Genomic DNA, 14768 nt, shown 5'->3' on the forward strand with positions numbered 1-14768 from the left:
TAATTCATGGTATTGATAGTGCTAAGTATACTGGATTATGGCGCTCAAGCTATCCTCGGACAGTGCAAATGCCGGTTTCGTTAAAATTCTTCCCAGCCGTCGGTATCTATCGTTAACGATGGGCTTTTATATTTTATTGCGGGTATTGCCGAACGGGGCATCAGACGGTAAACATGGCCTGGATCGTCATCCACTTTAAAACCGCTGACCGTCACGGCCAGATTTTGCGCCTGCTCTTCCAGCGATTCCGCTGCTGCCGCGGCTTGCTCGACCAAAGCCGCATTTTGTTGAGTGACTTCATCCATTTGCGCGATGGCTTGATTGACTTGCTCTATACCTGAACTTTGCTCGGAAGAGGCGGCGGTAATTTCGGCCATTATATGGGTGACGCCACGAATGGAACTTACAATTTCTTCCATGGTTCGCCCCGCTTGGGCCACTAATTTAGTCCCGCCCTCGACCTTTTCTACCGAATCGCCAATCAGCTCTTTGATTTCTCCGGCAGCCGTCGCGGCGCGCTGGGCAAGATTGCGCACTTCCGTAGCAACGACGGCAAAGCCCCTGCCCTGATCGCCGGCGCGCGCGGCTTCTACCGCGGCATTCAGCGCAAGAATGTTGGTTTGAAAAGCAATCTCGTCAATTACAGAGATAATGTCGCCGATTTTACGTGAAGATTCGTTGATGTCGTTCATGGTCGCCACCACTTGGCCGACCACCTCAACGCCTTTACCGGCTATATCGGAAGCATTAACTGCAAGCTGGTTGGCCTGTTCGGCGTTTTGGGCATTATGTTGAACCGCGGAGGTCAGCTCTTCCATACTGGCGGCGGTTTGCTCCAGGCTGGCGGCTTGCTGCTCCGTGCGATTCGACAAGTCGTTATTGCCTGAAACGATTTCTTTAGTTCCTGTATTTATGCCGTCTGTCGCATCCTTGATCTGCCCGATAATCGCTTTAAGCTTTTCTACCGTTGTATTGGCATCGTCTTTAAGTTGCCCGAAAGTGCCTAAATAATCGTTAGAGATGGTTTCGGTCAGGTCGCCGCGGGACAATGCGTTGAGTACCCTTGCAACCTCATTGAGGCCGGCTTCGCTGGTTTGTATCAATTGATTGATATCGCCCCCCAAATGCCGCAAGAACCCTTCCTTGCCTTCCAAATCAAAACGCATGCTGAAGTTCCCCATAGCCGCGGCTTCAACAATCGCAGCGACCTCGCTCTCGGCGCTTACTTCGTCGGTACGGTCGCGCCATTCGGCAACCGTTCCTACTCTTTGGCCTTGTTTGTCGATAACCGGGCTGGCAACAACAATCATCGAACGGTCGCCTATCATCATAGAAGCTTCGTAATTCCCTGTTAACGAGGCGATCATTTTTGCCTGATGCGAAGGATTTTCGTGAAAATCATCCATGTTGGCGCCAAGCAACGTGGCCATCGAAAATTTCGGCAATTGCCGGCTGCTTTCCGCTCCGGCCTTTTCGAGTATATTCATCACTTCCTGGTTTGCGTAAATGATGTTGCGGTCGTTATCGGCAATCATCACGCCGGTGCTGACATTGTCCAGCGCAATTTTTACGCGCAGAGTTTCATCGGCGGCTTTACGCTCAGCCGTTATCCGCTCAAGCAATTGTTGCTGCATATGTTTCATCGCATAGAGCAAGCTGCTGCCGTCTTTTTCATCCACTTGAATATCTTGGGTTAAATTACCCTCGGCAATTGCCATTGCAATGCCTTTGGCAAAGTAAGGATCGATACCTAATTGCCTGCTTAAATACCGCGTTAAGTAAAAGGCAATGCCTAATCCTAATCCGATCGCAGCCAATGAGATGGACAGCATGACTTTGGATGCGTATTCGGTCGATTGCGTGATCGCATGTGCGTTATTTTTTGCGTCGTTGACTTCCTGGTTTTTAATTCTATTCAACTGCGTACGCAGGTTTTTCGCCAACTTATTAAAATCTTTCATGACAAGATTACCGGCATCCACGCCCTCGTCGGCATAAATCTTGGTCATACGCTTGCCTTCGCTGTAATACCAGTCAAAACCCGCTTCAAGCGCATCCAACTCTTTCAGTCTTGCGGAAGGCGCAGTAACGTTATTCGTCACAACCGCATCCCTCCCCTTAACGGCTGGCGGCCCTGCCTGTGTTTGCGCTGAGTTTTCTTTCGTTAAATTCTCACGAAACTGCGCGACGCCCAGTTTAAAATCTTCAACGGCCCTGTCCGCATCCTGATAACTATCGGGGTCTTGGTTGAGCGCTACCTGGGTAAGCAGTTGCTGTACCTGTATCGTATAAATCGCCATCCGCTCCGCTAACAGCGCATTAGGCAGGAAGGTATCGTCTACTTTAGCTACATCGCGCTGGGTATGCGAAAAATTAAACAAAACCACGGCGACAATGCCTATCATCAAACCGATAATGGCAAGAAAACCGAACAATATACGTACTTTGAAACTGATATAACCGAACATTTTAAAAACCTTTAGAAGCTATTTCCCTAGTTACCGCGCTTTTATTATCAAGCTGACGCCCTTTTAGAGGCTTAATTAACAGCATGCAGCTTCACAACCGGTCTATACGTAAACGGCCAAAGATTATCCTGGCTTTTTACAACGACTCGCTGATTAATAAAGAAACTGTTTCCCTCAATCTTTTTAGCCTGTTTTTTTGCTTCGGACGCTAAATCGGCTATATCGACATGCGAGTGACATTGACCGGTTGAAATCGCATCGACCAAGCCAACCGACAGACTGATCAAAGGGAAAAAACATTTTTCTCCGGCCCTGTTTTCGGTATGAATGCCGCCGGACCTTACGTCTTCATCTTTGTAATAATTTGGAACGGTTTTTTTAAAGTCGCTCAAAACATTTTCGCAGCATTTCAACCAGTCGCTGCCGGAAAAAATCACGATAAAGTCGTCCCCCCCAATATGCCCGACCAGGCCGCTCTCCGCGGGAATGTGTTGCATCAGGATATTGGCGACGGCTTTTATAATGTCATCGCCGGCACTGTAGCCGTAAACATCGTTAAACGGTTTGAAATGATCCAGATCGAAATAACCGAAACTGAAAGGCACTTTGGCCGCCAACAATTGGTCGATCTGGTCGTTAATGGGCACGCTACCGGGCAATAAAGTAAGAGGATTAGCGTGCTTGGCGTTGTGAATCTGCTGGCGGGTAATTTCTTCAAGCAATTTCAGTATTGTTCCAATACCCGCATATTCGCCATCATTGGTAATAATAAAAGCCTGGTCATTACGCATGGTCGACGTCAGTTGCTTACTGACCAATTCTATTGCTGTATTTTGGTCGAAACTGAGCGGCGCTTTTTCTATGAAGGTTTTGATCGGTTTCTTTCCATATAACTCAATACCGTAACGGCTTGAAAACAGCTTAAATAGAAAATGGTCGCGAAAAATAATCCCTGAAGCGACATTATTATCAACCAAAGGCAGGATCGTTAAATCGCCGTTGCCATGAAATAAACTCATCACATCGCCGATCGGGGTTTCTGCTGAAACCGGCGCTATAAATTTAGCGATATGGCCGGCTTTTACCGCGTTAAACTGATTAGGTTGCGTGCTGGCCACAAATAGCGACTTATCGATTTTTTCCAGCGGCACTGCCGTTGGCCGGGCAAAATAATAACCTTGCGCATGGGTAATGCCCAGTTGCTCAACGACTTTAAACTCATCCTCTGTTTCTATGCCTTCAGCAATAACATTGCAATCAAGAGAGCTTGCAATATTTTGAATGGATCTGACGAAGTTAAGTTTGATTGGATCGTTATGGATGCCCTGTATAAAATGCATGTCTATTTTTACGTATTCAGGCTGCAATTCCGACCATAGTCTCAAGCCTGAGTAGCCGGCGCCTAAATCGTCAATTGCGATTTCGAAACCCATCTTTCGATAGTGGATGATCGCTTCGCGCATCAATTGAAAATCATCGGTGGGCTGGTGTTCTGTTAACTCGATAACGACGGAACGAGGGTCAACGCCGAATTGATCCAAAAGTTTAAGCGTTTCTCCCTTTTTGAAATCCGGTTGAAGCAGCACGGAAGGGCTTACGTTAATGAACAATTTTTCTTTAACGTTCAAGCTCGCGTAGTGCTTTATTGTGATTTCCCGGCAGATATATTCGAGTTTCGTACTTAAATCAAAACGTTCGGCCGTATCGAACAAGTTAAACGGGCTGTGCAGCGGACTATCGGAAGGCCCCCGGATTAAGGCTTCATAACCCATGATTTCCTTTTTATATAAAGAAACAATAGGCTGAAAATGTGGCGTCAACTGCTTGCCATTCAGAATCTTAGTTAGTTCGGTGTATAAAATTGACATGTAATAATTCGATTACCGGTATGTATTTCGAACCAGAATATGACAATGTTGTTACGTCAATGTGACAAGTTTATTACCGTAATGTGACAACCGGGACTCCCAAGCCCAATTTTGTAACATCCGCTCCCGGCCGCTTATTGATAATTAACCGTCAATCTCTTCACCGTATTTCATGGGACGCGAGTTAACTTGCGTCCCATAATCCGCGCACTTTCTAACCTGAGCCTATAAATACGCTTCGGATAATCCTGTTATGGAATTTCCCCTTCGCGTTCGGTTTCCATTTCCAGATTTTGGAATTCATGTTGCTCCAGTCTGCCGTCTTTCCCGGCATCCACCTTGTCAAAAACCCGCAGCAATTCAGGGAAGTTTTTTAGTTCATCTTTAGTAACGTAGTGATCGCCATTGATATCGACTTGAGAAAAAGAAGGGATTTTTCCTGAAGGAAATTCCCCGGTATCCCTTTCGGGTTTATTTACCGGAGATTTTTGGCCGCTCACCTCTGTGGCTTGATTAGCGCCTTCCGTTTTTTGGCCCGTACCTGAGGCTTGTTCTCCGGTCTGAGCCTTTTTTGCTTCGGTCTCATTTGCGCCCGGAGCTTGTTTAGGACGCTGACCGTCGGTTCCGGTCGTGCTTTTTGGGCCTTCGTAAGGAATATACCGAAAATACTGATGCATATCTTCAGTTCCGGCCCTTACAGGCTTGGCAGTAAAACTTAAACAAATACTTATCGCAATCAACCATATCGGCAAACTAAAGATTTTAAGAGAATGCAAAGACGCCGGATCTAGCTCGCTAATACTCATAGCGCCAGGTATTTCATATATGATTTTTTTGATTTTCATAATGGTTTCCTCGTATTGAATAGTTATGCCCAAAGGGCATAAGCAGGGTTTGAGCAGACAAGCTGCCCAACTCAGCTTCAAGTGGATCGGTTTTATCGTAAAAAATAATCTCAACGCTAATACTTGGCTGCCTGCTTATTTGAAGTAACGGTTAATGCATATCCACAACTTGCGGATATTGGTAACGGCGCACCATTATCGATATCCTGTTCACAGGATCCTGCTTCAGCAGAAATACGGAAATAACGGATTTATGCCAAATTAATAATAGAGTGCGCGGAGGTTTTAAATCGGTGCGCTATCGCACAGTGCTTTAAATATGAACTTGTTCATGATTATCCGCCGGCACTGCCGGGGGAATTATTAATAGCGAGAGTGTTGCCAGGCAACATGACCGGTTTATGAATTAACCTGTCATTACCGCCGAAATCTTTTCAGCTATTTTTCTTTTCCGTTTTTTGATGACGCTCTTCCTCGTTTTCAATGACGCTTATTTTTCCGTCGCTTTCAATATAAGCCTCTTTCACTCTTGAAATGTCGGAAATCCCTTGTTCGCGCAATTGCTCTATCAAATCGTTATCAGTGATCAGTTCTTTTCTCATATTTGTACGTAATAACCGGCCATTCTTTATCAAAGGAAGCGGCAAAGGTTCAATAAGGCGCTGAAAGTATGACGATTTAAAGCTCAACCAATCGAGTGCGTAATTCCAGAAAATAATAGTCGCGACAAGCGCCACACCATCGGGAAGGGATTTATAATCGCCGGCCATACCGTTTTGCGAAGCATCGGCAAGAAGAGTAATCAGCAGCAAATCGGTCATTCCGAGCGTCCCGGACTGCCGCTTAAGAATGATGCGCAACAGGATAAACAAGGAAAGATACATGACCGATCCGCGCAGTATGATTTCGATTAAAGGAGTATCAGGCAAGAAAATAGTTTTCAAATCGATATTCATAAAAATGCTCCTCTTTAAGGCAATCAAAGCCAGATTCCCCGTTTTACTCTCCCAAACACCCCATTCTGATAAATGCAACAACATAGCCGCGAATTTTGCCGACAAAATAGAATTAAGCCAAAGAGTTTGATAACATTTTTTTAGTGATGCCTTACGATCATAAAAATTAAATTACTGAACTTACCACCTAACTGAGGAAGACTAAACATGAGTTTCAAAACCGGTTTAATAAAAATGGCAATAAAATGGACACCCAACAAGCTGGTTAAATGGGTGGCGAATATAGTCCTTAAAGATATCGCGGAATTAATAGATTTTAATTTTGATATTGAAGCGCGAAAAGCCTACGTTCAGATTTTGCTCCTTGGCGAAGCGGAACCGATTGAAGTCTGGCTGGACGACTTTGCCGTTATTAAAGATCAGGAATCCTACAAGTTCATCGTTCATCAAGCGCAATCCAACCGGATCTGGCTGAGTAACATACTGTCTCGTGTTGTCGGAAAAGCCTGGAAAATTCCTGAAATACCTCAACTGTCCGCCCAGCTTGAGCTTGCCGCCGAGCTGTTCGAAACCGAAACCCCAGAACCGCAAGCAGAAGCGGAATCCGATCCTGAAACTAGCGATACCCCTTAGATCGTTACCGCAATCAGTAAGATTAAAAGCTGAAAAACAGCAAAAAAGCGGTAAATAAACATTTACCGCTTTTTTTATACCCATCGTTTGCGCAGGCACGCTGCTCAACTCAGCTTTATACCCAGAGGGCATAAGTTTCGTTTGAGCAGGCACGCTGCTCAACTCAGCTTTATACCCAGAGGGCATAAGTTTCGTTTGAGCAGGCACGCTGCTCAACTCAGCTTTATATCAAGCTTACCGAGCCCTACCGGCGCGAAGTTTCGGGGGCATTTTCTTCCACATCGACTTCAGTTTTTTTGACGGTGCCTTTCACGGTCTCCTCGCGTTCCTTTACATCTTTACCCACCCGAACTTCCTCAACAACGCGTGATTCTTTAGACACAACCGGAACTTCAGTGCGTTCGGTAACATCTATTTCGCCTTCTTTAAAACTTGCCAAATCCGCTTCGGTTGCGGGCCGGTCTACAGGTCTTCTTTCCACATGCACATGCTCTTCGCGAAGCCTGAGATTTTCTTCCACGGGACGTTCAACTATCCTGCTGCGAAGCTTCGCCCTGCCTCGCTCGACTTCTTTTTTCCCTACGTTCAACTGCTCTTCAATAACCGGAATAGTGGTTTCCTCTCTGCCTGCTTCGGCAACGCTCCTTTCCGGCATGTCACGCTCATACTGCATGGCCTGCTCGTCCACATCCAAAGCCCCGGCGTCATCAAGAATTTCCGCGGCGCGCCATGCCTCATCATCGGATTCGGCATGAACGGTGACTATCGCGTCGCATTGCTTAGCCGCTGCTGCGTAGGAGCTTGACTTCTCTTTTCCAAATAAAGAGCTGAAAAAGTTGCTGAAGCCTTCATTACTTTGATTGGATTTTTGGGTTGAAACATCAATATGCGCACGCGGGAAACCGTCATCTAAAAGTTGCTGTACGGCGTCTTGCGCGTCGGCAACGTCATCGAACATACCTATTACTGTCTGTTTCATAATCTTTACCTCGCAAGTTAAAACTTAACGATTAAGAAGTGATGGATCAGCCGTCACTTATTCGTTGCCCGGTCATGTTCAAGACCGGACCTATCGGCGTTGACTCGTTCAACCGTTACTTCCTCTTCTTTTAACTTTACTTGTCGGCATTCCTGCTTTTGATCTTGGCGTTTAACTATATGTAATTCTTCAACGAGCATAAGGCGCTTTTCAACTACAGCCACTTCCTTGATTACCGGAATGATCATTGTCTCGCCTTCATACCTAAGAGCTGGAGGCGCTGAATCAACAAATTGATTAATAGCAATCCTTTCCACCTGTATCGTCTCTTCAAATAAAGGTATGGTTACTGTTTGTTCATGCTCGCTTACCTGTTTTGAAATTCGCACAGTTCCAACCTTTCCCGTTTTCTTTCCAACGTGAAGCTGTTCTTCAACCACAGGAATGACATCGCCGTGCTTTTCAGGCCGGCCTCCCGGCGAGTTCCCTGCTGCTTGCTTTTCCTGGTTTAATTCGTCTTCTGAATTCACCGGCTTTAACGGTTCGTTAAAAGATTAATTATTACGAAGCTCCAAATTTTTCTTCTTTAAAAAACAGACTACAACAAGCAACATTGAAGATATGTACGCTAATGCACGCAAGAAAAAATACCCCCTTACAGTAAGCCCAGTTGCTGAGCCGTTATTTGTCAGGCTCTAAAATCGAGGTAAAGTGAAATGGGGGACACTGTAAAGAGTAAACCGCCGGTCACGAAAAGCCGTGGTTTAGGCGATGCCGAATAGGCAGATAACGAAACTTGGCGTGCAAGATTCCGAATGGAGTTCGGGCTAAAGGCTCTATCCGCGCCGGATTACTACGCGAAACGACAGTTGACCAAAGATCAAAATCCGGATGCTGACTTGATTGGGCATCCGGATTTTCAGGATTTAAGCAATTTTCCAATTTTTTTCATCGAAACCGGCCGGAGCAGATATTTCAGATAACTTCTCTTTATACCCAAAAGGCATAAGTTTCGTTTGAGCAGACAAGCTGCTCAACTCAGCTTTAATAATGTGTAAATGCTGTCTACGGACAGGATAAACATTATCGGTTATTGCCGGGAATAGCGATTCGCCGCGGCTTGTATCAATCGTCTTGCCTGGGAGCGCATGATAGTAATTAAATAATTCGTCATAAAACTCATCATTCTCGGAGCTTTCCGAAAATAGCGGACGGTTAACCTCATCCCATGCGGCGTGGAATTCTTTGTGGATAAAAGCGATTGGATTCATTTTGTATTCTCCTGGAGAAGCTGTATTAAAAAAGCGTAAATTTTCCGTTTAAAGCTGAGTTGAGCAGCTTGTCTGCTCAAACGAAACTTATGCCCTTTGGGTATAAACAGAGTTTTACTTTTCAAATACAGACTAAAACGTATCGATAACAACGATATGACAGCCTGTTTAAGATTTCATGACAATCACAACAGCTTCTTTTGAGAAGCTGTTGTGATGTTAGAAGCAAATGCTGAGCCAGAATTAACAAAGCGCCAATATTTTCATTTTTTATATAATTATTACAATAGCTTATAATAAAACACCAGCGCAAAACCCACTTCTTCCTCTTAAATAAGAGCATCATTTTTGTGCGTCGAATAACACACCTGCACCAACGAAGTTTTTTTATCTGTTGTTTTATCAACATTGAGGAAAATATGCGGGAGTTTTTTGGGGATTATTTCTAAAAGCGGCATTATCGGCTTATATCAATCATGCTTTCTTGAAAGGCTTTTAGATCGGCCATGAGTTTTATAGCGCAGACATAGCGGCAAAACCGCTATTTAATCGCAGGCTTCTTTTTGTTCACTGAAAATAGTAAATTTTATAACTACTCGGCGCATGCTCAATAGAACACGGATTTAGACGGACAGTTAGACTATTTATTCTTTAGTTAAATAGAGTCGCTAGCGCGACCGATTAATTGAACCGGGCTCTCGCACCCGAAGACGAGATGCTTTCTTTTGCCCCGCCTCGGCAACTGCTCCTGCGTAAGCTGCATTGACCTCCAGGGATGGAGGAAATACCGCAAGATTGCCTGGAGCAATTGCCGAGTTCCATTTTCCTACGTGCTGAGTAGGCTAAATTTTTAACCAATTGCCCTTACCCCAATTCAAAAGTCGTGACACCGAACAGCCGATCTACCGGCAACTCAGGACTTTGTCCTGCATACATGCGCGCGGTTTCGAACGAAACTGTCATCTTATGCCGGTTCACCAGATCAACCGCCGCCTCATTCACCGCCGGTATATCCAGAAAAACCGGAGCCCCTTCCGGGACCTGAGCCTTCAAAGCCAGAAAAAGCCGTTCGGCAAATTCAGGACTGTCTGCAAACAACGGCCCCACCTTGTATCCGAAACGACAGATGCGTAAAACCCCGTACCCGGCCAGTTTATTGTTATCCCCAGAGGGCATAAGTAGGGTTTGAGCAGACACGCTGCTCAACTCAGCTTTATACCCAGAGGGCATAAGTTTCGTTTGAGCAGACACGCTGCTCAACTCAGCTTTATGCAGGATGCCTAAGGCTGTGCTTTGCGGCTGGTTTATCCAACACCGTAGAAATTCTCTGCGATTGTCGGGAAAGAGAGCTTGGTCGTAGGTACAAATATTATCGAAATCCAGCGTCGACAGCGGCACGATGGCCGAATCGGCCGAACAGCGACCGCCGCCGATTCCCTGATAACGGACATTGCTATAGGCCAAGTTAAACCCGGACTTTCTGTAGTTATCCTGCTGCGCGACGACGCCGTCAAGCCCTATAACACGGCCGCCAAGCGACGCCAGCCCGGCATTCCATATTTGCATACCGTAGCCCTTACCGCGATACTCGGGCTTGACAATGTAAAAGCCGAGAAAGCCGAACGAACTGCCGTATTTCACAACCGAAATCGTTGCAATCGGCTCATCGTCAAGCAATCCGACCAAGAAACCGCTGGGATCGGCAGCGTAGAAGCAATCCGCATCGTACAAGCCCGGATTCCATCCCTCCTCGGCAGCCCACTCGATAGCGATGTTAACTTCTTGCCGGGTCATTGTTCTTATTGCGTAGCTGTTTTTTTGCATCGTTCTTCTTAGCCTACAGTCAGATCATTACAGTAAAAATTGATTTTCAGAGCGATTCGTACGTCATGCGGACAAGCTCGGAGCCATATTTTCGTTCGAGTTTCCTGACAGTGAAATGACCACGGCTCATGTCTTGAAAATGATCGATGAACAACAGATTAATTCCCCCGCCGCCGATAGCGCCGATTACCGGAACGGCCGCCGCTGCCGCTTTCTCCGAGACTTGAACCTGGAACCGTGCCGCAATAGTCGAGATTAACCGCACAAGTGCCGGAGCGCCTTCTTCGAGTATAGTTTTTTCCGCCAGATATTCCGAAGCCTCTGTAACCGCGCGAGCTAGCGCGCTCCTAGCCGCAAAATAGCCCGATTCGGAAGCGTCGTCGTATTTAGACGGCCCGCCGAGCGCAAAAACCTCAAGGCATGCGATTTGAGCTTGAGCCGTTGACAATTCTTCGCCATGCGCCCGGCCAATGTCGGCAATAGAACGCAGCATAATCGTTGTAGAAATGGGCAACTCGAAAATCAGCGCGGGCAGGCCGAAAACGCCTCCTGCACCACCCGACAAGGCCGCTGCAAATTTGTGCCAACGCGGATTAGCTTTTGTAATGCCTGGCTCCATCGTCAACAAGGCCCCTCTCAACGCAACCATTAGCGCTTCTCGCGTCGCCTTGCCGACTTTCTCCCGCCAGTTGTCCGGAAGCAGATCAAAACCCTTTTCAATCGGAGAGCCCAACAAATTAGTCAGCCTGGCGGTAATACCGGGATTCTCGAGAATATTCTTTGCCGTTCGGAGTTGTTCTACATCTTCGGCTGAAATACGCATGAGCTGAACTCCTTGATAAATCTAACGAATAGTAGCCGTAGCAATAGGGCAAGACGTTGCGCCATTCGTTTGTATAAAAATTTATAAAACCACGAAACATCACTATAGCGACTAAGGCAATGTTTTCCATGAACGCAGCACCGCCGGTAATTGGAACTATCGGGATATATATTCATACCCTATTGAAGAAGTCCGGGCAGGAACAAACAAGTCCCGGATCATGTCCGCCTGCCTAACAGCAAATTCCGGTACAACGTTATTTTCCCATTGCAACTTAACTACGCCGTTTATTTTTACATCGGGTCCTAACCTGGAGTAGTATCGCTTTTAAGACAGTCCTTACAACCGCTCCAACGACCCTCTTCGATTCCAACCCGCCCGTCCATATGAGGAATAATCATGAACATTACTCTATTTCTTAAACCCCACAGCTTTCTCGCAATAAGCGCCCTGCTCCTGATCGCGCTTGCTCCGCTCAAAAGCTATGGCGCCGACCAGCTGCTGATGACCCTCAACATGGTTGAATACTCTTACCCGGCGGGACGTACCGGAACCATCCGCATTTATCACACAGCCACTCGCTCACCATTTGCCAACGACCCCAACTTGCGCATCTATGATACCGGCTTATGGGCCGTCACCGACTGGAACAGCATCGGCGCCTGCAACTCGTCCTTTCTGGCCGGGGGACATCAAGAAGGCTGGCTGCTAGGTCCGGTTACCAATATCAATGATATTCGCCCTATTCATCCGACCGCCACTCTTCTCTACGGTATTATCACCGGTCAATTCGGCGACCAAGGTTGGGCTAGCCGATACAGTTGCACCGGTTCATCGATCTCGGAACAGTACTCCTTTCTCTATGCATTCCTCCTTCCCAAGTCGACCTATGTCCAAGGCCAGGGTTATCATGTGGGCGACGTATGGTACGTTACGGATTACAGTCCAAACGGCAATTGGTATTATTTGTACAGTCCGACACCGCTATAAGCCTTCCTTTGAGAAATAGAGGCTTTGAAACCCGACACACTATTTCCCTAAGCACAATAACTCAAAATTGGAGCATCCGATCACGGCGGATTCAAATTAGTAATCCGCCTTACAGCCTATTCCTCTTAGTGAATATGTACCTCGCGTGACTTAACCATATCGCTTCTACGTAAAGTATAGCGCTCCGCCAGTTCGCTCGGCATCCTTGAGCCGTCACTGTTAAGCTGGATCAGGGTGCCTTCGTCTTCAATATGATATTGGTGCACGGCTGCTTCCTTGTTCGGCGTTAACACAACGCTACGTTTTTCATCATCCCAGCTGTACTTTCCTTTCTCATAGTACTCCCTTGAAGATTCTCTCGCCGGCTGAGTCACCAGCAGATAATTGTTATTTTGTTTTAAAGACAGCGTCGTCTTAATCCCATTGCAATCATTGCAGGGAAGATAACCGTAAAAAACGCCATGAAAGTCCAGGCTCTTATCGATAGGAGCAGTATGGGCTGAATGATCCATGTTTTGCTGACTGCTGTTTACGCGCGCCTTAAGGTATTTTTCTTGAGCTTCAAAGTCTGTTTTTGCGATTACAGGCTGATGAGCGGAAAGCAAAGTGCCGAAAAAAACCAAAATCAGGTTCTTTTTTAATTGTTTTTTTAATGCTTGCATATAAATTTCTCTTTTATCTGTAATTTATACCCATAGGGCATAAGTTTCGTTTGAGCAGCCAGGCTGCTCAACTCAGCTTTATATTTAATACTTGTCGAGCAATCTTAACAGTCATGAAAATGCATAATGCAAAACCTGACTTCTTAACGTCTATTCAACTCCCATCAACAGAACGCCAACCGGATGCGCCATGGAAAATTGAAAAACCATTATAACCCCGCCCCGGTTGATCGCAATGCCGGGCTAAGTGGATGACTGCGTCTCCCGATTTCTCCCGTTGATCGAATGCCGCGGATCAGTCTTATAGCATCATTGCAAGATGTTAGTTTGTTTTCCACAACGCCAATGGGCCGTATTAAAATCCACATCCTGCATCGATTCCTTATCCATACACTGCCAATACGCTAACGGTTTCAGCTCCTTTTTACACGAAGCCGTTATAGACGCTTCCGCCGGTTGCTTACTTCCTTTAGTCGCTTCCCGTTGCTCGAAACGTTGAGTGGCGCGCAAACAGACATTAAAAGCTTCGTTTTGTTCGTCGGCAGAGCCAGTGGCCCTACTCTGCGAAATATCTCCAGGGTTGGAGCCGGGGGCTGCGGCTTCAGCAGGCGAACGCTGAACATCGCCCGGCCCTTGGGCATTGACCGCCATGGGTAAAGCCATAATTAGAATACATCCCGCAAGTAATTTACGCATGTTAGAACTCCTCTAAGAACGGGTTTCAACAAAAACGATTGCTTAGTACGACCTGACACTGTCTATATAAATCTTCCCGCTCCGGGCAGTCCGTACGGCTCCGCACATAGCCTTATGAAATCTGGATTATAGAAGCAGTAAGACACTATCATTGGACATAAAAAATCCCCGCCTGGACTTTTCCAGACGAGGATATGCCTTGCGGACATGGACGGGGCTGCGCGAATTTGCGTTACAACATTAAATGAGGCATAAAAAAGAGCCCGAAGCCCAAGGTTCAGCTACGCGCCATCCAGACTACTTGCCGAATAATTTACCCCATAATACTTCCGCGCCAACTGTTGATTTTTGCCATAACGAACTGCGTTTTCCCGCTGTGATTCGGTCCCGCTGATCCGTTTTTCTGGCAGGCAATGAAATGATATGCTGCGGCGAAGATTTGGAGATTCTAACGATAACGTCCAACTTTACAGGTTGCTTTATATCGCGGGTATTATTATTGCTTTCATCGCAAATAACCGTAAACGAATCTATTAATTTTCCATCCAAATAAGGTTGGAGCTTTGCTTGGACAGTCTTACGAAGTTTAGTTCTCAGAACAAGATCATTATTTGGACGATTCTGATTGGCAGTAGCGTAATAATCAGAAACTACGGATGTTATTTTTAGAACTTACGCATTGACAGCCGGTATAGAATATGAGGCATGAACTAACCCTAGGCAACGGAAGGCCCGCCCGTGATAAGAAAAATA

The 14768-nt window shown here is 46.2% G+C and carries 13 protein-coding genes; 2 read left to right on the forward strand and 11 right to left on the reverse strand.

What is annotated here, in order from left to right:
- Positions 1-80: 80 nt before the first annotated feature.
- The 4 genes from EKO24_RS11575 to EKO24_RS11590 form a co-directional block, all read right to left on the reverse strand.
- Positions 81-2468, reverse strand: coding sequence for a methyl-accepting chemotaxis protein (locus EKO24_RS11575; RefSeq protein WP_127029274.1), 2388 nt, complete (start codon positions 2466-2468; stop codon positions 81-83).
- A 71-nt stretch (positions 2469-2539) separates the two neighbouring features.
- Positions 2540-4336 (reverse strand): GGDEF domain-containing protein, encoded by a 1797-nt coding sequence (locus EKO24_RS11580; RefSeq protein WP_127029273.1) that lies wholly within the window; start codon positions 4334-4336, stop codon positions 2540-2542.
- Between the two features lie 251 nt (positions 4337-4587).
- Positions 4588-5181, reverse strand: a complete 594-nt coding sequence (locus tag EKO24_RS23195) for an EF-hand domain-containing protein (protein ID WP_241674484.1) — start codon at positions 5179-5181, stop codon at positions 4588-4590.
- Positions 5182-5615: 434 nt separating this feature from the next.
- Positions 5616-6221: a DUF421 domain-containing protein gene (locus tag EKO24_RS11590; protein ID WP_206667262.1), complete on the reverse strand. Its 606-nt coding sequence runs from the start codon at positions 6219-6221 to the stop codon at positions 5616-5618.
- A 123-nt stretch (positions 6222-6344) separates the two neighbouring features.
- Between EKO24_RS11590 and EKO24_RS11595 the strand changes: the two genes are divergently transcribed.
- Positions 6345-6770, forward strand: a complete 426-nt coding sequence (locus EKO24_RS11595; protein ID WP_127029271.1) for a hypothetical protein — start codon at positions 6345-6347, stop codon at positions 6768-6770.
- 244 nt (positions 6771-7014) lie between these two features.
- On the opposite strand, the gene EKO24_RS11600 is transcribed toward EKO24_RS11595, so the two are convergent.
- From EKO24_RS11600 to EKO24_RS11620, 5 genes are all read right to left on the reverse strand, one after another.
- Positions 7015-7749, reverse strand: a complete 735-nt coding sequence (locus tag EKO24_RS11600; protein WP_127029270.1) for a YsnF/AvaK domain-containing protein — start codon at positions 7747-7749, stop codon at positions 7015-7017.
- A gap of 53 nt (positions 7750-7802) precedes the next feature.
- On the reverse strand, positions 7803-8279 hold the full coding sequence (locus EKO24_RS11605) for a YsnF/AvaK domain-containing protein (RefSeq protein WP_127029269.1): 477 nt from the start codon (positions 8277-8279) through the stop codon (positions 7803-7805).
- Between the two features lie 396 nt (positions 8280-8675).
- Positions 8676-9020: a hypothetical protein gene (locus tag EKO24_RS11610; RefSeq protein ID WP_127029268.1), complete on the reverse strand. Its 345-nt coding sequence runs from the start codon at positions 9018-9020 to the stop codon at positions 8676-8678.
- A gap of 864 nt (positions 9021-9884) precedes the next feature.
- A complete protein-coding gene (locus tag EKO24_RS23200; RefSeq protein WP_127029267.1) occupies positions 9885-10844 on the reverse strand; it encodes a GNAT family N-acetyltransferase in 960 nt (319 codons plus the stop codon).
- Between the two features lie 46 nt (positions 10845-10890).
- Positions 10891-11667 (reverse strand): EcsC family protein, encoded by a 777-nt coding sequence (locus EKO24_RS11620; RefSeq protein WP_127029266.1) that lies wholly within the window; start codon positions 11665-11667, stop codon positions 10891-10893.
- Positions 11668-12066: 399 nt separating this feature from the next.
- Here EKO24_RS11620 and EKO24_RS11625 point away from each other — a divergent pair, with 399 nt between their 5' ends.
- A complete protein-coding gene (locus EKO24_RS11625; RefSeq protein ID WP_127029265.1) occupies positions 12067-12657 on the forward strand; it encodes a hypothetical protein in 591 nt (196 codons plus the stop codon).
- A 125-nt stretch (positions 12658-12782) separates the two neighbouring features.
- Here the strand turns inward: EKO24_RS11625 and EKO24_RS11630 are convergent, their stop codons facing one another.
- On the reverse strand, positions 12783-13319 hold the full coding sequence (locus EKO24_RS11630) for a copper resistance protein NlpE (RefSeq protein ID WP_127029264.1): 537 nt from the start codon (positions 13317-13319) through the stop codon (positions 12783-12785).
- A 309-nt stretch (positions 13320-13628) separates the two neighbouring features.
- Complete coding sequence (locus EKO24_RS11635; protein ID WP_127029263.1) at positions 13629-14015, reverse strand: hypothetical protein; 387 nt, start codon at positions 14013-14015, stop codon at positions 13629-13631.
- Between the last annotated feature and the right edge of the window lie 753 nt (positions 14016-14768).

It is taken from the genome of Candidatus Methylobacter oryzae, assembly GCF_003994235.2.
GTDB lineage: Bacteria > Pseudomonadota > Gammaproteobacteria > Methylococcales > Methylomonadaceae > Methylobacter_A > Methylobacter_A oryzae.